This is a genomic window from Mycobacterium sp. NPDC050441 (genome assembly GCF_040655355.1).
GTDB lineage: Bacteria > Actinomycetota > Actinomycetes > Mycobacteriales > Mycobacteriaceae > Mycobacterium.
Genome location: NZ_JBFAJS010000016.1, coordinates 53017 through 76855 on the forward strand (window position 1 = coordinate 53017; position 23839 = coordinate 76855).

Annotated in this window: 28 protein-coding genes; 14 read left to right on the plus strand and 14 right to left on the minus strand. The window is 65.1% G+C overall.

Features of this window, described 5'->3' with window-relative positions; all coding sequences use genetic code 11:
* Window positions 1-84: 84 nt before the first annotated feature.
* A complete protein-coding gene (locus AB0I14_RS31585; RefSeq protein ID WP_358030761.1) occupies window positions 85-1566 on the minus strand; it encodes a cytochrome P450 in 1482 nt (493 codons plus the stop codon).
* A gap of 128 nt (window positions 1567-1694) precedes the next feature.
* Here AB0I14_RS31585 and AB0I14_RS31590 point away from each other — a divergent pair, with 128 nt between their 5' ends.
* Together AB0I14_RS31590 and AB0I14_RS31595 are read left to right on the plus strand one after the other, a co-directional pair.
* Complete coding sequence (locus AB0I14_RS31590; protein WP_358030763.1) at window positions 1695-2339, plus strand: TetR/AcrR family transcriptional regulator; 645 nt, start codon at window positions 1695-1697, stop codon at window positions 2337-2339.
* 32 nt (window positions 2340-2371) lie between these two features.
* Window positions 2372-3271 (plus strand): SDR family oxidoreductase, encoded by a 900-nt coding sequence (locus AB0I14_RS31595; protein WP_358030766.1) that lies wholly within the window; start codon window positions 2372-2374, stop codon window positions 3269-3271.
* Here the strand turns inward: AB0I14_RS31595 and AB0I14_RS31600 are convergent.
* From AB0I14_RS31600 to AB0I14_RS31610, 3 genes are read right to left on the minus strand one after another with little or no spacing between them, the layout of a single operon-like run.
* Complete coding sequence (locus AB0I14_RS31600; protein ID WP_358030769.1) at window positions 3268-4446, minus strand: AAA family ATPase; 1179 nt, start codon at window positions 4444-4446, stop codon at window positions 3268-3270. The two genes, AB0I14_RS31595 and AB0I14_RS31600, sit on opposite strands and share 4 nt — an antisense overlap.
* 10 nt (window positions 4447-4456) lie before the next feature.
* Complete coding sequence (locus AB0I14_RS31605; protein ID WP_358030772.1) at window positions 4457-5521, minus strand: DNA polymerase IV; 1065 nt, start codon at window positions 5519-5521, stop codon at window positions 4457-4459.
* A 4-nt stretch (window positions 5522-5525) separates the two neighbouring features.
* The gene (locus tag AB0I14_RS31610) at window positions 5526-6131 is read right to left on the minus strand and encodes a helix-turn-helix domain-containing protein (protein ID WP_358030775.1); all 606 of its coding nucleotides are present in this window, start codon (window positions 6129-6131) and stop codon (window positions 5526-5528) included.
* 89 nt (window positions 6132-6220) lie between these two features.
* Between AB0I14_RS31610 and AB0I14_RS31615 the strand changes: the two genes are divergently transcribed.
* From AB0I14_RS31615 to AB0I14_RS31635, 5 genes are all read left to right on the plus strand, one after another.
* Entirely contained in the window at window positions 6221-6763 is a 543-nt protein-coding gene (locus tag AB0I14_RS31615) for an NAD(P)H-dependent oxidoreductase (RefSeq protein WP_358030778.1), read from the plus strand.
* A 503-nt stretch (window positions 6764-7266) separates the two neighbouring features.
* Window positions 7267-7506, plus strand: a complete 240-nt coding sequence (locus tag AB0I14_RS31620) for a redoxin NrdH (RefSeq protein WP_166903969.1) — start codon at window positions 7267-7269, stop codon at window positions 7504-7506.
* Window positions 7507-7544: 38 nt separating this feature from the next.
* Complete coding sequence (gene nrdI / locus AB0I14_RS31625; protein WP_358030782.1) at window positions 7545-7997, plus strand: class Ib ribonucleoside-diphosphate reductase assembly flavoprotein NrdI; 453 nt, start codon at window positions 7545-7547, stop codon at window positions 7995-7997.
* 17 nt (window positions 7998-8014) lie between these two features.
* The gene (gene nrdE, locus AB0I14_RS31630) at window positions 8015-10132 is read left to right on the plus strand and encodes a class 1b ribonucleoside-diphosphate reductase subunit alpha (protein ID WP_358030910.1); all 2118 of its coding nucleotides are present in this window, start codon (window positions 8015-8017) and stop codon (window positions 10130-10132) included.
* A 565-nt stretch (window positions 10133-10697) separates the two neighbouring features.
* Window positions 10698-10958 carry an NUMOD3 domain-containing DNA-binding protein gene (locus AB0I14_RS31635; RefSeq protein WP_358030912.1) on the plus strand — a complete coding sequence of 87 codons (261 nt, stop codon included), beginning with the start codon at window positions 10698-10700 and terminating at the stop codon, window positions 10956-10958.
* 117 nt (window positions 10959-11075) lie between these two features.
* Here AB0I14_RS31635 and AB0I14_RS31640 read toward each other — a convergent pair whose 3' ends face one another.
* Window positions 11076-11270 carry a hypothetical protein gene (locus tag AB0I14_RS31640; RefSeq protein ID WP_358030785.1) on the minus strand — a complete coding sequence of 65 codons (195 nt, stop codon included), beginning with the start codon at window positions 11268-11270 and terminating at the stop codon, window positions 11076-11078.
* A gap of 148 nt (window positions 11271-11418) precedes the next feature.
* Between AB0I14_RS31640 and AB0I14_RS31645 the strand changes: the two genes are divergently transcribed.
* On the plus strand, window positions 11419-11583 hold the full coding sequence (locus AB0I14_RS31645; protein WP_358030787.1) for a hypothetical protein: 165 nt from the start codon (window positions 11419-11421) through the stop codon (window positions 11581-11583).
* 55 nt (window positions 11584-11638) lie between these two features.
* Entirely contained in the window at window positions 11639-12220 is a 582-nt protein-coding gene (locus AB0I14_RS31650; protein ID WP_358030790.1) for a metallophosphoesterase family protein, read from the plus strand.
* 7 nt (window positions 12221-12227) lie between these two features.
* Here the strand turns inward: AB0I14_RS31650 and AB0I14_RS31655 are convergent, their stop codons facing one another.
* The 4 genes from AB0I14_RS31655 to AB0I14_RS31670 are packed head-to-tail and all read right to left on the minus strand — an operon-like array spanning window position 12228 to window position 15870.
* The gene (locus tag AB0I14_RS31655) at window positions 12228-12488 is read right to left on the minus strand and encodes a hypothetical protein (protein ID WP_358030793.1); all 261 of its coding nucleotides are present in this window, start codon (window positions 12486-12488) and stop codon (window positions 12228-12230) included.
* Between the two features lie 18 nt (window positions 12489-12506).
* A complete protein-coding gene (locus AB0I14_RS31660) occupies window positions 12507-13250 on the minus strand; it encodes a hypothetical protein (RefSeq protein WP_358030796.1) in 744 nt (247 codons plus the stop codon).
* Complete coding sequence (locus AB0I14_RS31665) at window positions 13247-14323, minus strand: alpha/beta hydrolase (protein WP_358030799.1); 1077 nt, start codon at window positions 14321-14323, stop codon at window positions 13247-13249. Before AB0I14_RS31665 ends, AB0I14_RS31660 begins: the two co-directional genes overlap by 4 nt.
* Window positions 14320-15870 (minus strand): NAD(P)/FAD-dependent oxidoreductase, encoded by a 1551-nt coding sequence (locus AB0I14_RS31670; RefSeq protein WP_358030802.1) that lies wholly within the window; start codon window positions 15868-15870, stop codon window positions 14320-14322. The genes AB0I14_RS31665 and AB0I14_RS31670 overlap by 4 nt, the downstream gene beginning before the upstream one ends.
* Before the next feature lie 313 nt (window positions 15871-16183).
* Here AB0I14_RS31670 and AB0I14_RS31675 point away from each other — a divergent pair, with 313 nt between their 5' ends.
* Together AB0I14_RS31675 and AB0I14_RS31680 are read left to right on the plus strand one after the other, a co-directional pair.
* Window positions 16184-17044 carry a phytanoyl-CoA dioxygenase family protein gene (locus AB0I14_RS31675; protein WP_358030805.1) on the plus strand — a complete coding sequence of 287 codons (861 nt, stop codon included), beginning with the start codon at window positions 16184-16186 and terminating at the stop codon, window positions 17042-17044.
* A 15-nt stretch (window positions 17045-17059) separates the two neighbouring features.
* A complete protein-coding gene (locus tag AB0I14_RS31680) occupies window positions 17060-18292 on the plus strand; it encodes a helix-turn-helix domain-containing protein (RefSeq protein WP_358030807.1) in 1233 nt (410 codons plus the stop codon).
* A gap of 13 nt (window positions 18293-18305) precedes the next feature.
* On the opposite strand, the gene AB0I14_RS31685 is transcribed toward AB0I14_RS31680, so the two are convergent.
* The 3 genes from AB0I14_RS31685 to AB0I14_RS31695 all read right to left on the minus strand — a co-directional run bounded on the left by AB0I14_RS31685 (window position 18306) and on the right by AB0I14_RS31695 (window position 20367).
* Window positions 18306-18701 (minus strand): glyoxalase, encoded by a 396-nt coding sequence (locus AB0I14_RS31685; RefSeq protein ID WP_358030810.1) that lies wholly within the window; start codon window positions 18699-18701, stop codon window positions 18306-18308.
* A 119-nt stretch (window positions 18702-18820) separates the two neighbouring features.
* On the minus strand, window positions 18821-19702 hold the full coding sequence (locus tag AB0I14_RS31690; RefSeq protein ID WP_358030813.1) for an exodeoxyribonuclease III: 882 nt from the start codon (window positions 19700-19702) through the stop codon (window positions 18821-18823).
* A gap of 278 nt (window positions 19703-19980) precedes the next feature.
* Window positions 19981-20367, minus strand: coding sequence for a DUF5997 family protein (locus tag AB0I14_RS31695; RefSeq protein WP_358030815.1), 387 nt, complete (start codon window positions 20365-20367; stop codon window positions 19981-19983).
* A 28-nt stretch (window positions 20368-20395) separates the two neighbouring features.
* Here AB0I14_RS31695 and AB0I14_RS31700 point away from each other — a divergent pair, with 28 nt between their 5' ends.
* Together AB0I14_RS31700 and AB0I14_RS31705 are read left to right on the plus strand one after the other, a co-directional pair.
* The gene (locus AB0I14_RS31700) at window positions 20396-21109 is read left to right on the plus strand and encodes a LysR family substrate-binding domain-containing protein (protein WP_358030818.1); all 714 of its coding nucleotides are present in this window, start codon (window positions 20396-20398) and stop codon (window positions 21107-21109) included.
* A 42-nt stretch (window positions 21110-21151) separates the two neighbouring features.
* Entirely contained in the window at window positions 21152-21505 is a 354-nt protein-coding gene (locus AB0I14_RS31705) for a cupin domain-containing protein (RefSeq protein ID WP_358030820.1), read from the plus strand.
* Between the two features lie 42 nt (window positions 21506-21547).
* On the opposite strand, the gene AB0I14_RS31710 is transcribed toward AB0I14_RS31705, so the two are convergent.
* A complete protein-coding gene (locus AB0I14_RS31710) occupies window positions 21548-21970 on the minus strand; it encodes a hypothetical protein (protein ID WP_358030823.1) in 423 nt (140 codons plus the stop codon).
* Window positions 21971-22130: 160 nt separating this feature from the next.
* Window positions 22131-22685 carry a hypothetical protein gene (locus AB0I14_RS31715; protein ID WP_358030826.1) on the minus strand — a complete coding sequence of 185 codons (555 nt, stop codon included), beginning with the start codon at window positions 22683-22685 and terminating at the stop codon, window positions 22131-22133.
* 122 nt (window positions 22686-22807) lie between these two features.
* Here AB0I14_RS31715 and pip point away from each other — a divergent pair, with 122 nt between their 5' ends.
* A complete protein-coding gene (gene pip, locus AB0I14_RS31720; protein WP_358030829.1) occupies window positions 22808-23812 on the plus strand; it encodes a prolyl aminopeptidase in 1005 nt (334 codons plus the stop codon).
* Window positions 23813-23839: the final 27 nt, after the last annotated feature.

The following is a 23839-nucleotide window of genomic DNA, read 5'->3' on the forward strand; positions in this document are numbered from 1 at the left end:
TTAGACGGCCGCGACGCCGAATGGCCAGTTATTGCACGGCGATACGGTCCGCTGAGCAATAGCCGGCCAAGGCGGTGCGCTGCGTCAGTGCAGCGGGCGCAGCACGATCGGCATGCCGTCGATCGGGACCGGCATGCCGCCGTAGTCGTAGCTCGGCCGGTAATCCGGGCTGGCGAGCTCCAACTTGTAGCGGCGGAGCAGCCGGTGCATCACGGTCTTGATCTCCAACTGGCCGAACACCATGCCGATGCACTTGTGCGCGCCACCGCCGAACGGAGCGAACGCATAGCGGTGACGCTTGTGCTCGCTACGCGGCTCCGCGAAGCGCTCCGGGTCGAACTTGTCCGGGTCGGTCCACAACTCGGGCAGCCGGTGGTTGATCGACGGCCACGTCACCACGCTCGTCCCGGCCGGGATGAAGTACCCCAGCAGCTCGGTGTCGCGCACGGCCTCGCGGAAGTTGAACGGCAGCGGCGTCATCATTCGCAGCGACTCGTTGATCACCAGGTCGTAGGTTTCCAGCTTGTCCAGCGACTCGAAGTCCAGCGGTCCGTCGCCGATGCGCGCGGAGTCGTCGCGCAGGCGTTCCTGCCACTCCGGATTGGCCGCCAGGTGATAGGCCATCGTCGTCATCGTCGAGGTGGACGTGTCGTGGGCGGCCATCATCACGAAGATCATGTGGCTGATGATCTGGTCGTCGGTGAAGGTCTGACCGTCCTCGTCGGCGGAATGGCAGAGCACGCTGAACATGTCGGTGCTCTCCGACTGGCGCTTCTCGCCGATGCGGCTGGCGAAGTAGTTCTCGAGGGTCTTGCGGGCCTGGATGCCCCGCCACCACTTCAGCGGCGGCACCGGCGTCCGCACGATCGCATTGCCGGCTCGCGTGGTGGTGGTGAACGCATTGTTGATCGTGGTGACCAGGGCGCGGTCGGTGCCCGCCGGGACGCCCATGAACACCTCGGAAGCGATGTCGAGCGTGAGCTCCTTGATCGCCGGATGGAACAGGAACCGAGGGTCGTTGGCCACCCAATCGTCGGCCAGCACAGCCGAGGCGACCGAGTCGATGTGGGAGATGTAGCCGCTCAGCCGGGTGCGGGTGAACGCCTCCTGCATGATCCGCCGGTGGAACATGTGCTCGTCGAAGTCGAGCAGCATCAGGCCGCCTTCGAAGAACGGGCCGATCACCGGGTCCCAGGCGCGCTGCGAGAAATCCTTGTTGCGGTTGGAGAAGACCGCCTGGGTGGCGTCGGGCCCCAGCGCCATCACCGATGACAGGGCGGGCGACTGCGCGTAGTAGAGCGGCCCGTTCTTTCGGTACTGCTCCAGGATGAAGTCAGGACCGCCGCGGAAGATCTCGATCATGTGGCCGATGATCGGCAAACCGGAGTCGCCCATGATCGGCTTGAGGCCGCTGCCGGCCGGCGGCTCGGCGAAGACGAACTGGTCCCAGTCCTTGGCCTTGAGGCGCTTTTCCAGCGCACCCATGCCCGGCAGTGTGTTGGGCGTCGGGGTGAACCGGCGCTTGGCCTGATCGAGCAGGTATTGCGGGGTGCTGATGGTTGTCATGGGCCGCTCCTGACCAACAAAGTCCGACGAAGTGTGGTCGATGTCACCACTTGGGGCCATCCTGACTGTCAGACTTGACGCATGTCAAGTTTTGAACTGGCGCGTCGCGGATGCAAAGGTCTAATGCCATGACAGCCGAATCGATACCGGGGAGCAGCAGTGACTCCACCGGGCGTCCGCAGGCCCGACGCAGCCGGGGTGACCGGCAACGCGAGGCCATCGTGACGGCTGTGCGGGAACTGCTCCAAGAGCACTCGTTCGCCGATTTGTCGGTGAGCACCATCAGCGAACGCGCCGGGGTGGCCCGGTCGGGCTTCTACTTCTACTTCGACTCGAAGTACGCCGTTCTTGCCGTCATCGTGGCCGAGGCGATGGAGGAACTCGACGCGCTGACCCACAACTTCGCACCGCGTGAATCCGATGAGTCACCGGCGGATTTCGCCAAGCGGATGGTCGGCAGTGCCGCGGCCGTGTTCGCCACCAACGACCCGATCATGTCGGCCTGCACGGTCGCGCAGAACACCGACGCGCAGATCCGCGAACTAATGAACGATTTCGAGGATGTGGTGATCGCCAAGATCGTCGGGCTCGTCGAACAGGATCGCGGTGCGCGGCCGATCAGCGACGACATTCCTGCGCTGGTGCGGATGCTGACCTCGACCACTGCGCTGACACTTGCCCACGATCCCGCGTTCATCGGGCGCGGCGAGGATCCAGAGCGGGCTCGCGACGTTCTCGAGCGGTTGTGGCTCAACGCGCTGTGGGGCGGGTAACCGGTACCGCAGGTCCGCGGTAAGGTCACTCCATGGCGCAGGGGAGCGACGTCGTGGGAAGCAAGCAGGCGAGTCTTCGGGGGCACTTCCAGGGTAAGAAGTGCTTGATCACCGGTGCCGCGAGCGGCATCGGCCGGGCCACCGCCCTGGCTCTGGCGGCCCGGGGTGCTGAGCTGTACCTCACCGACCGTGACGAAGTGGGGCTGGCTCAGACCGTCGCCGACGCCAAGGCACTCGGCGCCGACGTACCCGCGCACCGGGCGCTGGACATCTCCGACTATGACCAGGTGGCGGCCTTCGCCGCCGACGTCCACGCGGCGCATTCGTCGATGGACGTGGTGATGAACATCGCCGGGGTGTCGGCCTGGGGGACCGTCGACCAACTCACCCATCAACACTGGCGCTCGATGATCGACGTCAACCTGATGGGCCCGATCCACGTGATCGAGACGTTCCTGCCGCCGATGGTGCAGGCCCGCCGCGGCGGCCACCTGGTGAACGTGTCCTCGGCCGCCGGCATCGTGGCATTGCCCTGGCACAGCGCCTACAGCGCGAGCAAGTACGGGCTGCGCGGACTGAGTGAAGTACTGCGTTTCGACCTGGCGCGTCACCGCATCGGGGTGTCGGTGGTGGTGCCGGGCGCGGTGAAAACCGGTCTGGTGCAGACGGTTCAGATCGCCGGCGTGGACCGGGAGGATCCGAACGTGCAGAAATGGGTGGACCGGTTCGCCGGCCACGCCATCTCGGCGGAGAAGGCTGCCGACAAGATCCTCGCCGGGATGACGCGCAACCGGTTCCTGATCTACACGTCGGTCGACATCCGCGTCCTGTACGCCTTCAAACGTGTCGCGTGGTGGCCCTACAGCGTGGCCATGCGCCAGGTCAACGTGCTCTTCAGCCGGGCGTTGCGGCCGAAATCCGTGCAGCGCTAACGCTTTCCCCAATGCCACGAGGGCGTGTTGAGCATGCCGAACCCCTCCACCTTCGTCTCACCCCATTGCTTGTAGAGCTCGACCTCGATCGCGGTGCCGCGCTCCTCGTCCGCCGCCGGGGTGGTTTCCAGGAAGTCCAAGAGCGTGCGCGAATGCGTCACCACCAGTACCTGCGACTGCGTGGCGGCGGCGCGGATCAGGGAGGCCAGCGGCCGGACCAGATCGGGGTGCAACGAGGTTTCCGGCTCGTTGAGCACCATGAGTGACGGCGGACGCGGGCTGGCCAGCGCCGTGGCCCAGAGTAGGAAACGCAGTGTGCCGTCGGATAATTCGGCGGCACGTAACGGTCGCAGCATGCCGCGCTGACGCAGCTGCAGATCGAACAGGCCGTCGTTGACCGCCACCGAGATGGTGGCGCCGTCAAACGCCTCGGCCACCGCGCGTTCCAGATCGTCGAAGGTCGTTTCGATGACCGTCTGCACCGCCGCAGCCAGATCGGAGCCGTCATCGGAGAGCACCGGGGTACGGGTTCCGACATGGGGTTGGCGGGCAGGCGCACCGGCGTCGACCCGGAACCCGTCGTAGAAGCGCCAGTCGCGTAGCCGGTCGGAGACCGCGGAGAGTTCCGGAAGCGCGTCCGGATGCGCGTACTCGGCGAGCACGCTGCGGTAGGACGGCAGCGAACGGGTCACCTCGTCGAAACCCCGGCCGGATTGCGCGGCGACCTCGGCGTATTCGCGGGTGCGGCGCACCAGCGTGGACGCCGGGCGCAACACGGGTCCGGCGAACACCACCTCCCGCTTGATCTCGGGGTCATGGGTGAATGCCGACGGCTCTCCTCCCGACCCGGCCATCTGCGGCAGGCCCAGATCGACCAGGTAGCCGAAATCGTCTGCCGCGAAGCCGAGTTCGAGGGATACCGGGCGGGTCCGGGTGGTGCCCTGGGCGTGCTCGGCCGGCTGTTCGGGACCGGCCCACAGGACCGACTGCAGGCCGCCCTCACGGGCCAGTGAGCCGATCACCTGGCCGCGCCCGCAGTCCGCCAGCAGCCGCAATGCCCGGTAGATCGACGACTTGCCGGAGCCGTTGGCGCCGGTGACCACGGTGAGTTCGGCCAGCGGCAGGATCACCTCCCGCAGCGAGCGGTAACCCCGGATCGCAATCGTCTGCAGCATGGTGTCGAGGTTATTGGTGAGCTGTGACAGGCGCGGCGGTGGGAAGCTCATCCATCGAGAGCTCCAGCCGAACGCCGAGCAGTCGGATCGGCCGGTCCAGGTCGAACTGATCGAACACCGCCAGCGCGGTGTCGGTGATGACACCCGCATCGGTGCTCGGCGAACTCAGCTTGCGGATCTTGGTGCGGGTGTAGAAGGTGCTGGTGCGCACCGTGACCGCCACCCGGGTGACGATGCGCCCCTGTTCGATCACCTCGTCGAGGGTCCGTCGGGTCAGTTCGCGGATCGCGTCGTCCATCTCGCTGCGGTCGGTGAGGTCCTGGGCGAAGGTGACGACGTGACTGCGTGACCGCGGGATCCAGGGTTCAGAACTGACTTCGCTGTCGCCGCCGCCCTTGGCCAGCAACAGGATCCACAGCCCGGTACTGGGCCCGAAGGCCGAGGTGAGCACCGTGGCGTCGGTCGCGGCGAGATCGGCAACCGTAGTGATCCCCAGTGTGGCAAGCTTTTTGGTGGTCTTGGGTCCGACGCCCCACAACGCATCGGTCGGACGGTCACCCATCACCGGCATCCAGTTGGTCTCGGTGAGCAGGTAGACGCCCGCGGGCTTGGCCAGCCCGGTCGCCACCTTGGCGCGCTGCTTGTTGTCGCTGATGCCCACCGAGCAGGACAGCCCGGTCTCGGCGGCGATCACCGTGCGGATGCGTTCGGCCAACTCAACCGGATCGTCCACCTCTGCGCCCAGGTAGGCCTCATCCCAGCCCCAGACCTCCAGTGGGTGGCCGAGATCGCGCAGCAGACCCATCACCTGTTCGGAAGCCTCGTCGTACGCGTCCGGGTCCGACGGCAGGAACGTGGCGTCGGGGCACTTGCGCGCCGCGGTGCGCAGTGGCATCCCGGCATGCACCCCGAACTCGCGCGCCTCGTACGACGCGCAGGTGACCACCTTGCGGGGTTCGGTGGGATCACCGCTGCCGCCGACGATGACCGGCAGGCCCTGCAGTTCGGGGTGGCGCCGCAACTCGACCGAGGCCAGGAACTGGTCCAGGTCGACATGCAGCACCCAGGCAGTCATGGCGCTAGTGGCCGCACAACTTGCGTGCGGTGTCCTGCCATGCGCCTGCGAGGTCGTCGAGGCGTCGGCCGAGGGACAGTTGGTGCGCGACATAGTCGGGGTCGAGCAGTGCGATCAGGGCGTCGGCCTGCGCATCGAGATCGCCGGTGGTGCCGGCGGTTTCGAGCAGCATCCGGACGTGGGTGCGGTGCAGGGTGAACGGTCCGGTGTAGCGCAGAGCCGAATCACGGATGGCGTCGGACAGGAGAGCCTGGTGGCAGTGCACGAACCGGAGTCGATCCGCACCGTAGGCCAGCAGCCGTTCGAGCGGCGGCGCGCCGGGGCCCAACGGGGGCGGGCCGAACATGAAGGCGTTCTGCTCGGCGGTCTCGTCCTCATCGAGCAGCACCATCATCAGTCCCGCACGGCTGCCGAATCGTCGGAACAAAGTTCCCTTGCCGACGCCGGCCTCGATCGCGATATCGTCGGTGCTGACCGCATCGGGTCCGCGTTCGGCGATGAGCCGGCGCGCGGCGTCGAGGATCAGGGCGCGGTTTCGGGCGGCATCGCCGCGTTCTTGTGGCGCCGGGTCGATGCCCGCGAGCCGGGTCGGGCGGTCGGAGGCTGCCACAACTGCACTTTAACTCAGCCGGAATTAATCGGACCACAGTCCGGTTGACTGTTGCGAGAATCGGGCGAGTCGAACAAAGGAGCGTGAACATGGCCGATATCAAGGTGCTGGTGTTGGTGGGGAGCTTGCGGGCGGCGTCGGTCAACCGGCAGATCGCCGAACTGGCAGTGGAGCAGGCGCCAGACGGAGTGGAACTGCGCATCTTTGATCGGCTGGGGGAGCTGCCCTTCTATAACGAGGACATCGACACCGCCGAGGTGGCCGAGTCTGTGGTCGCTCTGCGAGCGGCGGCCGGCGAGGCCGACGCCGCGCTCGTCGTCACCCCCGAATACAACGGCAGCATCCCCGGTGTGTTGAAGAACGCCATCGATTGGCTGTCGCGGCCGTTCGGAAACGGCGCGCTCAAGGACAAACCGCTGGCGGTGGTCGGGGCGGCGCTCGGGCAGTACGGCGGCGTATGGGCACACGACGAGACTCGTAAGTCCTTCGGCATCGCCGGGCCGCGCGTCGTCGAGGATCTGAAGCTGTCGGTGCCGTCCAAGTCGCTCGACGGCAAGCACCCCAGGGAGAACGCCGAGGTGGCAGAGGCGCTGCGTGGCATTGTGGGCAAGCTCACAGTCGAGGTCGGCTGAGCGGTCGTCTTCGCGTTTTGCCGTTTGCGCCGCTTTGCGGCAAAATCTTGCCGCCGGCTGGGTCGTTCCGACCCGGCCGGCGGCTTTGCTATTGGGGGGTCTCGCGCTGTGCGGCGGCCGGACTTGTCGGTGGCTGGTGGTACATCTAGGGGTGCGGCGCGACACGGTCTGTCAAGTCGGGCACGACACGCCGTGAACGTGGTTGCTGGCAAGCTTACGACCTGGGAATTTCAGAAATGTTATTCAGAACATGTTGTATGACTTCGAACTGTCGGCCACTAGGTGTAGTGTCTGTGAGACCGACAGGCCACCACAGTTCGGGAGCCGGCCGGAGCGCAGCGAATCCGGCCGAGTCGGTTTCAAGACCAGCCGGAGAGCGGCTTCGACCGGCAGGAATTTTGGCGGCCCGAGGGTCGCTGAACTTAAGCGAAACGTAAGACCCGATCAGTTGCCAGTCACCTGTCTAGTTTTTTTCACTTTCCGCAAGAGGAGCCGTACCGAAGATGACCGTCACCGTGTACACCAAGCCCGCATGCGTGCAGTGCAACGCCACCTACAAGGCGTTGGAAAAGCAGGGCATCGCCTTCGAGAAGGTCGACATCACCCTCGACAGCGAGGCCCGTGACTACGTCATGGCGCTCGGCTACCTGCAGGCCCCGGTTGTGGTGGCCGGTAACGACCACTGGTCGGGCTTCCGCCCCGATCGGATCAAGGCGCTCAGCACGGTCGCGGCGACCGCGTAACGGAAGGCACCACCACCACGGGAGAGGAGTCGGACAGGATGAGCCACCTCGTCTACTTCTCCAGCGTCTCGGAGAACACCCACCGCTTCGTCCAGAAGCTGGAGTGGCCCGAAGACCGCGTCACCCGGATCCCGCTGCACGGCCGCATCGAGGTGGACGAACCCTACGTTCTGATCCTGCCGACCTACGGCGGCGGCCGTGCCACTCCCGACATCAACAACGGTGGCTACGTGCCCAAGCAAGTCATCGCCTTTTTGAACAATGAACACAATCGGTCGTTGATCCGCGGCGTCATCGCCGCGGGCAACAACAACTTCGGTACGGAATTCGCCTATGCGGGCAATGTGGTGTCCCGCAAATGCGGTGTGCCGTACCTGTATCGCTTCGAGCTCATGGGAACCCCGGACGACGTCGAAGCTGTTCGTGCGGGGTTGAAAGACTTTTGGAAGGACCAGACGTGCCACCAACCGTCACAGCTGCAGAGCCTGTAACCACTCCCGGGCATGCCCTGCCCGGAGAGACCGATTACCACGCGCTCAACGCGATGCTGAATCTGTACGACGCCGACGGCAAGATTCAGTTCGACAAGGACGTGCTCGCCGCGCGGGAGTACTTCCTGCAGCACGTCAACCAGAACACCGTGTTCTTCCACAGTCAGGATGAGAAGCTCGACTACCTGATCGAGAAGGAGTACTACGAGCGCGAGGTGCTCGACCAGTACAGCCGCAACTTCGTCAAGAGCCTGCTGGATCGGGCCTTCGCCAAGAAGTTCCGGTTCCCGACCTTCCTCGGAGCGTTCAAGTACTACACCTCCTACACGCTCAAGACCTTTGACGGGAAGCGCTATCTGGAGCGCTTCGAGGATCGTGTCGTGATGGTGGCGCTGACCCTTGCCGCCGGCGACACCGTGCTGGCGGAGAAGCTCGTCGACGAGATCATCGACGGCCGCTTCCAGCCGGCCACCCCGACGTTCCTCAACTCGGGCAAGAAGCAGCGCGGCGAGCCGGTGAGCTGCTTCCTGCTGCGCATCGAGGACAACATGGAGTCCATCGGCCGCTCGATCAACTCGGCGCTGCAGCTGTCCAAGCGCGGTGGCGGAGTTGCCTTGCTGCTGACCAACATTCGTGAGCACGGCGCCCCGATCAAGAACATCGAGAACCAGAGCTCGGGCGTCATTCCGATCATGAAGCTGCTGGAGGACTCGTTCTCCTACGCCAACCAGCTCGGTGCCCGCCAGGGTGCCGGTGCGGTGTACCTGCACGCGCACCACCCCGACATCTACCGGTTCCTCGACACCAAGCGCGAGAACGCCGATGAGAAGATCCGGATCAAGACGCTCTCGCTGGGCGTGGTGATCCCGGACATCACCTTCGAGCTGGCCAAGAAGAACGAGGACATGTACCTGTTCTCGCCGTACGACGTCGAGAAGGTCTACGGCGTCCCGTTCGCCGACATCTCGGTGACCGAGAAGTACCACGAGATGGTCAACGACGGCCGGATCCGCAAGACCAAGATCAAGGCGCGCGAGTTCTTCCAGACGCTGGCCGAGCTGCAGTTCGAGTCGGGCTACCCGTACATCATGTACGAGGACACGGTGAACCGGGCCAACCCGATCGCCGGCAAGATCACCCACTCCAACCTGTGCTCGGAGATCCTGCAGGTCTCCACGCCGTCGCTGTTCAACGAGGACCTGTCCTACGCCAAAGTGGGCAAGGACATCTCGTGCAACCTCGGTTCGCTGAACATCGCCAAGGCGATGGACTCGCCGGATTTCGCGCAGACCATCGAGACGTCGATCCGGGCGCTGACCGCGGTGAGCGATCAGACCCACATCTGGTCGGTGCCGTCCATCGAACAGGGCAACAACAGCTCGCACGCGATCGGCCTGGGTCAGATGAACCTGCACGGGTACCTGGCCCGCGAGCGGATTCACTACGGCTCCGAAGAGGGCATCGACTTCACCAACATCTACTTCTACACCGTGCTGTTCCACGCCCTGCGGGCGTCGAATCTCATTGCGATCGAACGTGGTACGCGCTTCGGCGGGTTCGAGGACTCGAAGTACGCCTCGGGTGAGTTCTTCGACAAGTACACCGAGCAGGTCTGGGAGCCGGCCACCGACAAGGTCCGGCAGATCTTCGCCGATGCGGACATCCACATCCCGACGCAGGACGACTGGAAGCAGTTGAAGGAGTCGGTGCAGAAGCACGGCATCTACAACCAGAACCTGCAAGCCGTCCCGCCGACCGGGTCGATCTCCTACATCAACCACTCGACCTCGTCCATCCACCCGGTGGCGAGCAAGATCGAGATCCGCAAGGAAGGCAAGATCGGTCGCGTCTATTACCCGGCGCCGTACCTGACCAACGACAACCTGGACTACTACCAGGATGCGTATGAGATCGGCTACGAGAAGATCATCGACACCTACGCCGCGGCTACCCAGCATGTGGATCAAGGCCTTTCGCTGACGTTGTTCTTCAAGGACACCGCCGACACCCGTGAGGTCAACAAGGCGCAGATCTACGCCTGGCGCAAGGGAATCAAGACGCTGTACTACATCCGGTTGCGTCAGATGGCCTTGCAAGGCACCGAGGTGGAAAATTGCGTCAGCTGCATGTTGTGACGATTCGTCGCTGACAGCGGCCATTGTCGTGATCGCTGAGCCTCCGACCGGCGGCGTTATTTATGGCGTCAGGCTCCGGTCGGAGGACATGTATCGCTATGTAGGTCTTACGACGAAAACTGCGCAGGTTCGGCTTCGGCAACACTTCAAAGTCGCTGCCGCCGGGCGAAAGACGCCGTTTTACGACTGGTTACGCAAGCAGGATCGCGACGACGTCATTGCGGTTCCGCTGGATTGGGCGGACGGACTCGACGAGCTTGGCGAGGCCGAAATCGCCTGGATAGTTCTTCTCCGACAGGAGGGGCACTCTTTGTTGAACCTCGCGGACGGCGGACTTGGACCGACGGGCGTGGAATGGACCGCGGAGATGAGGGAGGCTGCGAGGATCCGATCGACCGGTCGTAAGGTTCCCAGTCGATTCGGCGCGGCGAACCCGTTCTATAAGCGAGAGCACTCCGCCGAGCAGCGAGCGAAATGGTCCGCGGCGCGTACGGGTTCCAACGTCGGCGCTGACAATCCGAACTACGGGAAGTTCGGAGCTGACCATCCAAGTTTCGGTCACGTGATGTCGGAAGGGGCCAAGTCCAGGATTTCCGAAATGCGCAAGGGCGCCGGAAATCCGAACTTTGGGCATAGTGCGAGCGAAGAAACGCGTGCCAAGATGTCAGCGGCTCGAAAAGGCCGCCCTATGCCCTCGAGTCGCCGCAGTGCTCACACGCGCCATCACACGAACAAGGGCGTGTTCAAGAACACGTGCCAACATTGCCTAGACGATCAGGCAGCTCGGGAGCAGCTGCGGTCATCGGATCGAGGTCGAAACGACTGACGGAATAGGGAGAACCCCGCTGCTAGAGCGGCTCCAGGCCCGTACTTCCAGTGGCCAGCTATTGCACGCAAGTTGCGAAAATGCGTGTGATAACTGGCCATTCGTCGTTAGGAGACGTCACCCGGCTGACCACTCGATCAGACCAACAGCTAGAAATCCCCACCCGAGTAGCTGGGTGGGGATGGTGGCGTCCGAAATGAACTCAATCCCGATCCAGCCCATGTAGAGGGCAAGCCCCAAATACATGGGCGGACCGATCCAGCGCAGCTGGTACAGCGCCCGATCGAACAGCCTCCACCACCGCGAGTTCATCGCGCCATCATGCTCCACCGACGGATACGTCAGTAAGGCAATTCGGGTGCAGTTGCCGTCACGACAGCGAGGCAGCCGGAAGAGCCCACTCGCGCGGATACCAGGTCGGCGGATGGTGTTCGGCGACCGCGTCGGAGATCATGTTCCGATGTCGACAACCGTTGAGGCCGTCCTTGTCACCGCTCTGGTGCTCGGGATCGTCGTCGCCATATTCGGTTTGATCTACGCATGGGAGAAGTGGGGCAAAGGCACTCGACTGGAGCGGCGCATGGATCGCTTCTTCGATCGCGTCAGCGACATGTTCGACCGCTAGCAGAGGGGACAAAACTCTGTCGCGACGTGTCGGGTCCGCCCGCTACCGTCCGTGTGTGGATTTCTTCACCGCCGACCTGCACCTCGCGCACCCGAAGCTGGCGGGCTTGCGCGGGTTCGACACCGTGGCAGCGCACGACGCCGCAGTGATGGCGCCGCTGTATCGGCTCGATCCGAAACAGGACATGTTGTGGGTGCTCGGTGACATCTGCGCCGGTGGGGTGGCGTCGATGGAATCAGCTCTGGCGCAGCTGAGCACGCTGCGGGTACCGATGCACCTCGTGACCGGCAATCACGATCCGGTGCATCCGATGTACCGGGGCGCCCAGAGGCATTTCGCTGCCTACGCCGCGGTGTTCGCGAGCGTGCAGCAGGTGGCGCGGGCGAAGGTGGGTGGAGAGGGCGTGATGCTCAGCCACTTCCCGTACGCCGACGTCCCGGACAGGCTCTCGCGCAGAAACTTCGATCAATATCAGTTGCCGAACCTCGGGATGTGGTTGATCCACGGACACACACATTCTGACGAGCGTCGTTCGGGGAACCGGTCGATCTGCGTCTCCGTGGAAGCGTGGAATCTGCAGCCGGCGTCGGTCGAGGAGATCGCTGTGGAGATGCAGAGTGACGCCTCGTTCTCTTGAGGTTCGGTCAGCTGGGTGTCACGGTATCGCTGCGCGAGGGTAGGCCGGCGGCCCGGATCGCCTGGTCGATTTCCGCGAGCAACTCGCTCTCGCTGAGGCCGTCGATCTCCTCCGCGTAGAGGTAGCCCGCTTCGAGGGCGCTGCCGTCGGCGTATTCGAGAGACACCAGTACCGAGCCGTCATCGAGCTCGTGCAGGGTGTAGGCCGTGCCGGCGTATTGCGGGTCGTCGCTGTCGACTGCGTACGTGGCCCGTGGCGTCTCGTCCATATCCGAAGTTTGTCCGAGTCAGCTCTCGCGAGCTTGCTCGGCACGCAGTGCGTTCATGCGCCGAGTTTGGGCGACTATTCGCGTCTGCTCGCGACAAGTGCTCGCAGAGCTGCGGCGAGACACCGCGAGCACGTTGTATCCGTGGTAGTACGTCACGAGCATCAGCGCCCAGACCGACATCGCCAGGATGTAGAACAGCGTGTGTTCGGCGTCGTCACCCGGAATGTGGACGAAGTCGTAGATCACCGCCACGAACGCCCCGAGGGCCGTCGCCACGAAGACCCATGTCGCGTTGCGCCGGTCGCCGATCCGCCACAGGCGAACAGCAACCGCGAACATGAAGAGGGCCACAGCAAGATTCATCACGAGATAGAAGGTCGACCACCCGAACTCGACGGGACGCACGTCGAATGCGCGGTTCAACCCCACCGCGACCGCCGCCGCCACGGCGCCGACTTCCACCCACCAGGAGGGCCGGTAGCCGTGCGTCACTGCCATCATCCCGAGCACGATGATCAGCGTCATGCCGAACGAACGCGAGAACGCATCGAAAAACACCATGAGGTGATAGCTGAAACTCGAATGCGAGACCCCGGTGGCGGCCAGGAACAGCACGTTGGTACCCGATAGCCCGATCACCAGCCATTCGAGCCCGAGTAGCAGATTGTGTTGGCGGCGCAGGAATTTCGCACCGTAGTACAAACCTGCGGCGAGCATGCAGAGATCGGCGAGCAGGAGCAGCGCCATCGCGAGGGAATTCACTCTTGCCTTTCGGAAGCCACGGCCCGGCTGATCGCGGCGGCGATGCGGTCGACCGCATCGCGTGCCGCTGGGCTGATCTGCGTCATGGAGAGGTACCCGTGCACCAGGCCGCTTTCTCGAACCAGGCGCGTGGGGACACCGGAGTCGTTGAGCCGCTTGGCGTACGCGATCGCCTCGTCCCGCAGCGGATCGAAACCAGCGACAGTGATCAGCGTCGCCGGTACCTGGGAGAGATCCTCGGCAAGAATCGGTGACACCCGCGGGTCGGATCGGTCGCCGGCATCGGGCACGTAAAGCTCACCCAACCACTCGATCTGCTTGCCGGTGAGCGCCGGGTTGTCGGCGAACTCGTCGCGCGAACGGTACCCACCCACGGCGTCGACAAACGGGTACATCAGTACCTGCATCCTGGGGCGAAGTGCCTCGCCCTGCAGTTGATTCGACAGCACCGCGCACAGATTCGCGCCGGCGCTATCGCCGAGCAACACGATGCGTGCCGGGTCGATGCCCCAGTCGGCGCAGTGCTCGACGGCGAATCGCCATGCCTCCCAGGCGTCGTCGACCGGAGCCGGGAAAGGGGCCTCAGGGGCCAGTCGATACTCGACGGACAGAACATTGACCCCGGCGCGGGCCGCGATCAACCGGGCAGGGGAGTCGTATGCTCGGCGACTTCCGAGAACGAAACCTCCGCCGTGGAGGAACAACACCAGCCCCCGGGACCGTACCTTCGGACGATAGAGGCTGGCCCGGATACCGCTGGGCAGAACGATGCCGGAGTCCACGTCCACGGTCTCGGACTTGTCCGCGAACACCCTGCAGTCGGCCTCCATGATGGCTCGGGCGTCGGCGACCGTACCGTCGCTGAAATCCGGTGCCCCGGCGGCGACACGCATGAGCAGGGCGATCTCCGGTTCCATCACGTCACCGTCCGAGTTGACGGTCGGTGGGACGAGCCGGCGGAGCATCGCTCTCGGAACGCGACCAAGAGCCGTGAACATGGCGCGCTGGATCTGCTCGGGGACGGTCAAGCGGGCGGGGTCCGGGGCTGTGCACGCCGCGTTGATCGTCGTCACGAGGCGGCTCGTCCAGAAGCTGCCTGGCTGACCTCGGCGCCGCCGTCCGCCAGTTCGCGTTCCAGCCGAGAGCTGAAGCGGAGATTGTCGTCGATGACAGATCCCCGGTACATCTTCCGGTCCTCCAGGTACACGTTCCGCATCTGCCACGGCATCGCGTCGCCCTGACTCGGCAGGGCGCGCCTCGCGCGCTGCATGTATCCCGCGTCGAGGTCGAGAATCGATCGAGTGCCGACGCCCTCGGCCGCATACGGAGCGACGGTGTCGTACCCGTGGGTGTCCATGTAGCGAAGCAGTTCGATGAGGCTCTTGCCGAGGAGCGAGATCTTCAGTGTCCAAGACGATTTGGTGTAGCCGATCGCCATCATCCAGTTCGGCACGCCCGACAGCAGGAACCCTCGGTACACCACGCTGCCGGCCAGATCGACCGGTCGTCCGTCGACGGTGAGGTCGATGCCGCCGAACAGGAGCAGATTCAGCCCCGTTGCCGTGACGATGAGGTCGGCCGGCAGCGCCTGACCCGACTCGAGCTCGATTCCGGTCTTGGTGAACCGGCGGATCCGGTCGGTCACCACCGATGCCCGGCCCTCGCGGATCGACGCGAAGAAATCGCCGTCGGGCGCGAGGCACAGGCGCTGGTCCCAGGGGTCGTAGGGCGGGTTGAAGTGGCGGTCCACGTCGAATCCGGCCGGCAGTTTCTTCATGTTCAGGTGGCGGATGAGGCGCCGTGCGGTCTTCGGGAACCGGGTCATCAGCTCGACGACCACCCAATCGATCAACACGTTCTTCCACCGCGTCGCGAGGTAGCCGCGCCGTTCCCCAAGGAGCCGGGTGAGCTTCAGGCTCAGGGCGTCGACGCGCGGCATCGACATGATGTACGTCGGCGTGCGCTGCAGCATGGTGACGTGGTCGGCGGCGCCTTCGCCCTTGAGCATTGACGGGATCAGCGTGATTGCCGTTGCGCCGCTGCCGATGACGACGACGTTCTTGCCGGAGTGGTCGTATCCCTCGGGCCAGAACTGCGGGTGGATGATGTCGCCCTCGAAGTCTTCTCGGCCCTCGAACTCCGGGGTGTAGGCCTCGTCGTACCGGTAGTAGCCGGTGCCGGCGTACACCCACCCCGCCTTGATCACCTCGCTGTGCACCACGCCGTCGGCGTCGGTGACCTCGACGGTCAGCACCCATTCTGCGTCGTCACTCGACCAGGCGGCGGCCACGACGCGGTGGCGGTACCTGATGATCTCGGTGAGGCCGTACTCCTCGACAGTCTCCTTCAGATAGTCCAGGATCAGCGGCGCGTCCGCGATCGCCTTCTCGTCGCGCCAGCTCTTGAACTCGTACGCGAACGTGTGCAGGTCCGAGTCCGACCGAATACCGGGGTACCGGAACAGATCCCACGTGCCGCCGATGGCGGCGCGGCCCTCCAGAAGTGCCACCTTCTTCTTCGGGAACTCACGGGTGAGGTACGCCGCGGCGCCGATCCCCGAGATGCCTGCCCCGATGATCACGACGTCGAAGTACTCCGGGCTGCTTGCTGAGATGCTCATCTGTCGGTTCCTTCCTGCGCCGAACCCGGCACTTTGCGATGTGCCTCAGACTGCCGGGATGGATGTGGTGCGCACTACACCGAATCTCAGCGTTCTGCGGCCGGCACCGGTGGAAATCGCACACACATACGGACCCGACGTGCAGGCCCGGTGCGATATGCACCATCGTCGGCGCACAGACGGTGTGAGGTGCGGATGGTGGCCGCGACCCGCAGCCGCGATGGTGGGACTTGCGCCATCGTTGCGATGGCACACCCTTCATTCACACCACGGACCCTCGGTGCCGTCGGCTCCAACAGGAACGGAAATCACCATGACAACAGTTGATTCGGCCATCCAACGCATCCGCAGCACCGCGGACGTCGCGGACATCCTCGCCGTCGTCGCCGAGGACGGCGGGGTGATCATCGAGGGCCTGCTCACCCCCGAGCAGGTCACCCGCTTCAACGCCGAGATCGAGGCCCCCCTCACCGCGCTGACCGCCGGCGGCAAGCACGAATTCGAGATCGTCAACGAGTTCCACGGTGCCAACACCAAGCGCCTCACCAACCTGGTCACCCACAGCCCGGTCTTCCGCAGCGAGATCATCGACCACGATCTGGTCCACGCCCTGTGTGATGCGACCTTCCTCGAGGAGTCCGGCACCTACTGGATGACCACCGCCCAGGTCATCGAGATCGGCCCCGGCAACCGCGCGCAGTTCCTGCACCGCGACCTCGAGAACTGGTTCCCCTTCGTCGGGATGGGCCCCGCCGGCCCCGAGATCACCCTCAACTTCCTGATCGCCCTCACGGACTTCACCGAGGAGAACGGCGCGACCCGCGTCATCCCGGGCAGCCACCAGTGGCCCGACTTCCAGGATCGCGGCACCCCTGAGCAGACGGTCCCGGCCATCATGAACGCCGGCGATGCCCTCTTCTTCAGCGGCAAGACCGCCCATGGCGGCGGCGCCAACGTCACCACCGACCAGTACCGTCGCGCGGTGTCCTTCGCGTTCAACCCGGGCTTCCTGGTCGGCGAGGAGGCGTACCCGTTCCTCGTCGATCGTGACGTGGTGAAGACCCTGCCGGAGCGCGTCCAGCGCATCCTTGGCTTCCGCTCTCAGTACCCCACCGGCTCGCCCGGACTCTGGATGGTCGACTACCGCGAACTCGCCGACCACCTCGGCCTGTAGCGGCAGACTGTTGCCATGACACCGGATCAGCTGTGGCCCGATGCATCCGATCCGGTCCGTCGGCTGATCCGCGGACTTGCCGAGACGGCGCTGGCGAGGTCCGGGGACGTCATCGACGAGCTGACGGCGGCGTCGCTGCAGGACCCGCGGTACCAGGCGATCGCCGACGACCCGGTGCTCGCGGAGGTCGACGCCCGCATGGTGGCCACCCACCTCAAGCACTGGCTGACGTCCAACATCGCCGAACCTGGTCGCCGGGTCGCCCCGGCAGCGGGAAGCGCGATGCGCACCTACGCACGTGATGTGGTGCTGCGCGGCCTGACCACCGACGATGTCCTGTCGTGGCGATCGGCTCAACGTGTCGCCTGGAAGTGGTGGCTGGCCACGTGTTTCCAGGCTACGGACGACGCGGAACAGCTTCGCGAACTGATCGAGGTCTCCGGGAATTCGCTCACGGCATTCGTCGATGACTCCATCGCCGAACTTGCCGAGCACATCCGTAAGGTCCGCGAGGAGTTCGCCGGTGGCTCGCAGCTGCAGCGCTACGCCACCGTCGAGCTCCTGCTCCAGGGCGCGGACATCGCACCGTCGCGCGCAGAAGCGCAGCTGGGCTATGCACTGACGGGTTCGCACGTCGGCGTCGTCGTCTGGGTCGACTCCGAGAAAGACGTGGCCGAACTCGAACGCGCCAGTGAGCAGGTGATGCGGGCGTGCGGCGCGGACCGGCGGCTGACGGTGGTCGCCGGTACCGCTGCGGTGTGGCTGTGGATACCGGCGAAGACCACGCCAACGGTCGCCGACCTCGCCGAACGCCTGGGACGACGGTGCGGTGCGCGCGTGGCACTCGGCCGCGCGGCCCCAGGCGTGAGTGGTTTCCGGCGAACACACATGGATGCCGCTGCAGCGCAACGGCTTCTGGCACGCCTGGACTCCGGGCTGTCCATCGTGCGCTACGAGGACGTCCACCTGGTGGACCTGTTGTCGACGGATCTGTCGTCGGCCGACCAGTTCGTCGCCGACGTGCTCGGTGAATTGAAGGACGCCAGCCCGGTGCTGCACCAGACGGTACTGACCTACGTGGACGAGGGACTCAACCGCACGAGCACCGCCGAACGGCTGTACACCCACCGCAACACCATCGATCGGCGCCTCGCCCGGATCGACGAACTGCTGCCGAAACCCTTTGCGCGCAACCCGATCGAGGTGGCTGCGGCCCTCACGCTGCTCGGAGTGCGCGGGGGTCACTAAGGCCGTTCGGCGTTCAGGCGGCGGCGGGGTTCATCCAGAAGATCTGCCAGGAGTGGCCGTCGAGGTCGTTGTAGCTGCGGCCGTACATGAAGTCCTCGTCGTCGGTATCGCCCGCCGTGGCGCCCGCGGCGATGGCGCCGTCCACGAGCGTGTCCACGCACTCGCGGCTGTCGACACTCAAGCAGACGACGCACTCCTTCGTCTTCGACGCGTCGGCAGTCTCGGCAGGGTGCAGGGAGTCGAAGACATCGCGCTGCGTCAGCATCGCGAACTGGTTCTCGCCCAGCAGCAGCGTCACTGCGCTGTCGCTGCTGAAGTTCTCGTTGAGCGAATAGCCGAGGCCGGTGAAGAACTTCCGCGAGCGCGCGACATCGGCGACGGGCAGGTGGACGAAGATCATGGCGTGCATCGGGTAGCTCCCGTGGTCCGCGGCGCCCGGAAGCAGGTGCCGTCACAGGGTTAGACAGCCGGTCCGTGCAGAACTCATCGCATGCGTGAACCGGCGGTTCACATGCGTGAACCGGCGGTTCAACGGAAGGCGTACCGCACGACCACGGGCGCGTGGTCGGACAGCCGCGCGCGGGGTTCGGGTTCCTTGTCGACGGTCACCGACGTGGCGGTCCGCGCGAGCCGCGGCGTGGCCAGGTGGTGATCGATGCGCCAGCCCACGTCCTTGACGAACGACTCGCCGGCCCAACTCCACCAGGACAGCGGCCCGGGGCGGTCGCCGTGCAGCGTCCGCACCACGTCGACGAGCGTGCGCGGCCCGATCTGTGTGTCCAGCCAGGCGCGTTCCTCGGGGAGAAAGCCCTCCATCTTCTGTGCGGGCCGCCAATTGGTCACGTCGTGCGGAAGATGAGCGAGGTTCAGGTCTCCGAGTAGCAGGAACTCGCGGCCCGCGTCGAGCGCCGCCCGGCGGTTCCGGCTCAGCTCGCGCGCGAACGCCCCGAGGAAGCGCATCTTCCGGTCGTACTTGGCGCCGCCGTCAGGCGTATCGCGCATGGTGCCGGGCCGCTGCAAGTGCGCGGGCAGGCCGCCCTTCGGCAGGTAGAGGCACGCCACGGTGAGGGGAACGTCCGCGAGGTCGACCTCGAGGTACCGGCCCTCGCTCGCATAGGCCCCGAGGCCCCGGCTGTGCGGCGGATGCGAGACCCAGGTCCGCACATCCGACGGTGCCTCGCGCGTCAGGATCGCGACGCCGTTGCGGCCCGGGATCGAGCCGCAGTCGATTGCCGCGCGATAACCGTCGAACGCGCCGACCTCCTCGCGTGGGCAGCGCAACTCCTGCAGGGCCACCACGTCGAGCCCCCGCCCGGCGAGCCAGGCGTCGAAGCCGCGACGGCGTGCCGCCCGGATTCCGTTGACGTTGAACGTGGCAATGCCCAGCGGAGGGTTTGGAGTGTCAGGCATCTGGTGCTGGTGCGTCCGTTCGGAGTGCGTCATGTGCGTCATCTATTTGATATGAATCGCCTTCCAAACAGTTCGTCCGATCCAGGGTGCAGCGTTTCGTCGACGCCGGGCTTGTCGATGTGGCATCCCGAAAGCCGCTGCGATTTCAGCTCAGTTCCGCGGGGCGCGCTCTCTGCGGCGTTGCCGTCACCCCGCCGAATGGCTAGTCATTGCACGCAAATCGCGAAATTGTGTGCAATAACTAGCCATTCGGCGGTGGTGGCACGTGGCCAGCGCCGTCAGGCGTCGCGGGCCTGTTCCGCGCGCAGCGACTTCAAGCGCCGCTCCTCGCGCAGCACGCTCTGGTAGCTCTCGCGTTCGGCGACCAGCCACTCCGGCTTCTCCCCGAGCAGCTGATCGATCTGCTCGGTGGTGAGCGCATCCCCGACGTCGCCACGCGCGAGACCCGCGATCGAGATGCCCAGCTTGGCCGCCACGAGGTTCTTCGGGTGCGGCCCGTTCTTGCGGAGGTCCTTGAGCCACTGCGGCGGGTCCGCCTGCAGGGCGGCGAGCTCGGACCGGGTGATGGCGTTCTCCTGGAACTCGGCAGGCGTCGCGGGTAAATACACGTCCAGTTTCTTCGCCGCAGTGGCGGGTTTCATGGACTGCGCGTTCGGCCTGCTCATGGATTCAGGGTATCGGTAACCTGAGGCGGTGACCCCGCAGTCCCTCACCCTCGGGTACGTCCCCGGCGGGACGCCCGCGAAATGGGCGCGGATCTGGGCGGAACGGCACCCCGGGGTGCCGCTGCGGTTATGCGCTGTCGCCGCGGCAGAAGCGGCTGCCGCTGTGCGGGACGGCACCGTCGACGTGGCGTTGCTCCGGCCGTCCGCCGACACGTCTGGGCTGGCCGTCATCGCTCTCTACGAGGAGACGACGGTGGCCGTGGTGCCGACCGATCACCTTCTCACCGCCGCTGAGGAGATCACCGCCGCGGACCTCGACGGCGAGCCGACGCTGCTCCCGCTCGACGATGTGGTCGCCTGGGCGGACGCTCCCGGCGCCCTCGTCGATCACCGGCCCGAAACCACCTCAGATGCAATAGAACTCGTCGCCGCAGGGATGGGCGCGCTCATTGTTCCGCAGTCGCTGGCGCGGCTGCATCACCGCAAAGATCTCACGTACCGTCTGATCACCGACGCGCCCACCTGCCCCGTCGCGCTCGCCTTCCCGAAAGGGCCGCAGCCGGCCCTGGTCGAGGAGTTCGTCGGGATCGTGCGCGGCCGCAAACCCGGTTCGTCGCGGGGACAGGTCGAGCCGGCACCGAAACGCACCGCACGAGAAAAGACGCTCGCCAAGCAGGCCGCCCGCGCCGCAGCGGGCAAGGTCGCCCGTAAGCCAGGCTCGGCCAAGCGCGGCCGACGCTGACGCACCGGGAATCGTGATGCCCTGCGCGAGGTTCGTGCACATATGACAACTAACGGTGACGTTGCGTCTTTCGGTCCGAACGCGCCCGGATACGTATGGAAATCGACTGCGGACGTCGAACCGATCGAAGTCTTTCCCGGAATCACCGTCCAGCCACTCTGGCGAGGCGCAAACGGAGCCAAGGCGGCAATCACCACCATCGCGCCGGGCGCGGTCTGGGTGGGTGAAGACCTGCATGACCCAGGCCCTGAAGAGGTCTACGTGGTTTCCGGCGTCTTCAACGACGGCGTCAACGACTACGCCGCAGGCACATTCCTCCACGCCCCGGCAGGCTCGTGGCATGTACCGCAATCCGCGGAGGGTTGTGTGCTGTTTCTTTTCTATCCGGAAGGCTAGACATTGAAGGGGCCGGCAAATGGCCGGCCCGCTAAGTCAGCGTCAGGGCGCCGGAGCTTCTGGGGGTGGCGGCGGAACCGGTGCCGGGTCCGGCATATGCCCGGGCTCGTCTGGAGGAATGGTGTCGGCACGCACCTCGTAGGTGTCCTTACTCGAGATCTTGTCTTCGACCCAGCCGCCCGGGTAATAGGTGCAGTAGCTGTCATACCTGCCAGAGGAGCAGCGGCTGCTTGGGTTCTGATAGTGGCGGGGAACCCCGATGATTCGGCGGCGTGTCCACGACCCGTCCGGTCGGATCGGTTCGTCGCAGATGAAACGCGTCTCCGAGCCCAGGAAGCCCCACGGGCGGGTCTCGCAGCTGGGAGGGAGGTCGGCACTGGCCGCGGGCGCGTGGATCGTTGATGCGCCGATGGCCATTGCTAGTCCGAGTAGGACAAGAGCACGGCCGGTGCCGCTAATCGTCATAGAGATCCTTTTCGAGTGTCAAGATTGAAGGCAGCGTCAATTTACTCGAAGTGAATTCATACCGCGTCGGAATGGCAGCAAATGCCTACCGGCCCGACAGGGTGGGCCGGACTCTCATCTGGTTACCGGCTGGGCACACACCGTGTGCTCTTGCTGGACGTCAGGCGGGAAGAGATTCGAGGATTTCGGATGCCGCTCGTGTCCACGCGGCGACGTCGGGCGGCCCGGGAATGTTGCCGACCACGAGCACGACGTTCGTCAGATACTTGTCGGTGGCGACGCGCATCGCGGGGAAATCGCCTGGGGCGGTGAGCGGTTCGATGATCATGCGTAGTCCGACACCGGGAACTTCAGTGGCCCCCGGTCTGCCGATATCGGCGAGGAGCTCCTCGGTGATCACTCCGGAGGTGGGTGACTGGACCTTGATCGTGGCCGTGAACGACAACACGCCGCCCGCGGTGGCGTAGTAGTTGCAGCTGTGCCCGGCGGGCCCATTGGAGTTCTTGATTTCGGCGTCGAGACCACTGTCGATTTCGACGCCCGCGAGGGCTGACATCTGCGCTCCGCTGAGCAGGCAGTCCGAGGGCAGGACATGGTCACGCCACTTCGCGGTGGGTGAGCTATGCGCCGGTGCGTCGTGGGCGTCGCTTCCGGCGACCGGTTGCCCGGTGACGACGTGTGAACAGGCGGTGGCATACGCGAGTGCCCCAAGCATCACGGCGGATCCACAGTTCCTGCCGAATCGTTGTCGCCAAGGCACTTTGCCACGCTATCTGATGTGGAGGTGGGGCGATGATGCAGTGGAGCTGCCGATCCGGTCGATTAGCGTGATGATCTATGGGGGAAGAACAATCGATGGCCCTGGGGCCACGACGTTTCGGAATGCTCGACGTCGGCGACGGCAATCGCATGTATTGGGAGACGCGGGGCAATCCCTCCGGTCGCACGGTGCTGATCGTGCACGGTGGACCCGGTGGTGGCCGCTCGCAGAGCGCGCACCGGACGTTCGATCACACGGTGTTTCAGGTTGTGTCGTTTGACCAGCGCGGCTGCGGGGACAGCCTGCCCAGTGCCGCCGACCCGGCTACCGACATGGCACACAACACCACCGATCACCTCATTGCCGATATGGAAGCGCTTCGCATCCATCTGGGCGTCCAACGTTGGCTGTTGTACGGCGGTTCGTGGGGGTCGACGCTCATCCTGGCCTACGCCGAGCGCTATCCCGAACGGGTGGAGGGCATCATCCTGATCGGGGTGACAATGACCCGCCCCAGCGAAATCGACTGGCTTTACCACGGTTTGCGTCTGCTGTTGCCGATGGAATGGGAATGTTTCCGGGCTGGTGCGCCCGAGCACCTGCGCGCCGGCGATCTGGTCGAGGCCTATCGGGTGCTGATGGAAAACCCCGACGTGGCGGTGCGTGAACAGGCGGCGCGTGATTGGTGCGAGTGGGAGGACGCGGCGATAGCGCATGAGACCCAGGGGACGCCGGGCCAATACAGCGCCCGGTCAGGTGCTGCGAAGCACGCGTTTGTGCGCATCTGTACGCACTATTTCGCCCGTCACGCCTGGCTTGAAGACGGACAGCTCTTGCGAAATGCCCACCGCCTGGCGGGGATTCCCGCTGTGTTGATTCACGGCCGTCTCGATCTGTCCGCTCCACTGCGTACTGCGTGGGAACTCGCCCAGACATGGCCAACGGCCGAACTTGTCGTCATCGAGGACTCCGGGCACACCGGTAGTCCCGCACTGGTGACCGCGATCGGACACGCGGTTTCACGGTTCACCGACGGTGATCTGAGTCAGCCTCAGGCGTCGCCGACGCGCCATACACCCTGAACGAAAGCTGGTCGGCCACAACAAGTG

Excerpts from the sequence above, each read along its gene's own strand:
- AB0I14_RS31585 (WP_358030761.1), bottom strand. The coding sequence starts at position 1,566 with ATGACAACCATCAGCACCCCGCAATACCTGCTCGATCAGGCCAAGCGC.
- AB0I14_RS31590 (WP_358030763.1), top strand. The coding sequence starts at position 1,695 with ATGACAGCCGAATCGATACCGGGGAGCAGCAGTGACTCCACCGGGCGT.
- AB0I14_RS31595 (WP_358030766.1), top strand. The coding sequence starts at position 2,372 with ATGGCGCAGGGGAGCGACGTCGTGGGAAGCAAGCAGGCGAGTCTTCGG.
- AB0I14_RS31600 (WP_358030769.1), bottom strand. The coding sequence starts at position 4,446 with ATGCTGCAGACGATTGCGATCCGGGGTTACCGCTCGCTGCGGGAGGTG.
- AB0I14_RS31605 (WP_358030772.1), bottom strand. The coding sequence starts at position 5,521 with ATGACTGCCTGGGTGCTGCATGTCGACCTGGACCAGTTCCTGGCCTCG.
- AB0I14_RS31615 (WP_358030778.1), top strand. The coding sequence starts at position 6,221 with ATGGCCGATATCAAGGTGCTGGTGTTGGTGGGGAGCTTGCGGGCGGCG.
- AB0I14_RS31620 (WP_166903969.1), top strand. The coding sequence starts at position 7,267 with ATGACCGTCACCGTGTACACCAAGCCCGCATGCGTGCAGTGCAACGCC.
- nrdI (WP_358030782.1), top strand. The coding sequence starts at position 7,545 with ATGAGCCACCTCGTCTACTTCTCCAGCGTCTCGGAGAACACCCACCGC.
- AB0I14_RS31635 (WP_358030912.1), top strand. The coding sequence starts at position 10,698 with ATGTCGGAAGGGGCCAAGTCCAGGATTTCCGAAATGCGCAAGGGCGCC.
- AB0I14_RS31640 (WP_358030785.1), bottom strand. The coding sequence starts at position 11,270 with ATGAACTCGCGGTGGTGGAGGCTGTTCGATCGGGCGCTGTACCAGCTG.
- AB0I14_RS31645 (WP_358030787.1), top strand. The coding sequence starts at position 11,419 with ATGTCGACAACCGTTGAGGCCGTCCTTGTCACCGCTCTGGTGCTCGGG.
- AB0I14_RS31655 (WP_358030793.1), bottom strand. The coding sequence starts at position 12,488 with ATGGACGAGACGCCACGGGCCACGTACGCAGTCGACAGCGACGACCCG.
- AB0I14_RS31670 (WP_358030802.1), bottom strand. The coding sequence starts at position 15,870 with ATGAGCATCTCAGCAAGCAGCCCGGAGTACTTCGACGTCGTGATCATC.
- AB0I14_RS31675 (WP_358030805.1), top strand. The coding sequence starts at position 16,184 with ATGACAACAGTTGATTCGGCCATCCAACGCATCCGCAGCACCGCGGAC.
- AB0I14_RS31680 (WP_358030807.1), top strand. The coding sequence starts at position 17,060 with ATGACACCGGATCAGCTGTGGCCCGATGCATCCGATCCGGTCCGTCGG.
- AB0I14_RS31685 (WP_358030810.1), bottom strand. The coding sequence starts at position 18,701 with ATGCACGCCATGATCTTCGTCCACCTGCCCGTCGCCGATGTCGCGCGC.
- AB0I14_RS31690 (WP_358030813.1), bottom strand. The coding sequence starts at position 19,702 with ATGCCTGACACTCCAAACCCTCCGCTGGGCATTGCCACGTTCAACGTC.
- AB0I14_RS31695 (WP_358030815.1), bottom strand. The coding sequence starts at position 20,367 with ATGAGCAGGCCGAACGCGCAGTCCATGAAACCCGCCACTGCGGCGAAG.
- AB0I14_RS31705 (WP_358030820.1), top strand. The coding sequence starts at position 21,152 with ATGACAACTAACGGTGACGTTGCGTCTTTCGGTCCGAACGCGCCCGGA.
- AB0I14_RS31710 (WP_358030823.1), bottom strand. The coding sequence starts at position 21,970 with ATGACGATTAGCGGCACCGGCCGTGCTCTTGTCCTACTCGGACTAGCA.
- AB0I14_RS31715 (WP_358030826.1), bottom strand. The coding sequence starts at position 22,685 with ATGCTTGGGGCACTCGCGTATGCCACCGCCTGTTCACACGTCGTCACC.
- pip (WP_358030829.1), top strand. The coding sequence starts at position 22,808 with ATGGGGGAAGAACAATCGATGGCCCTGGGGCCACGACGTTTCGGAATG.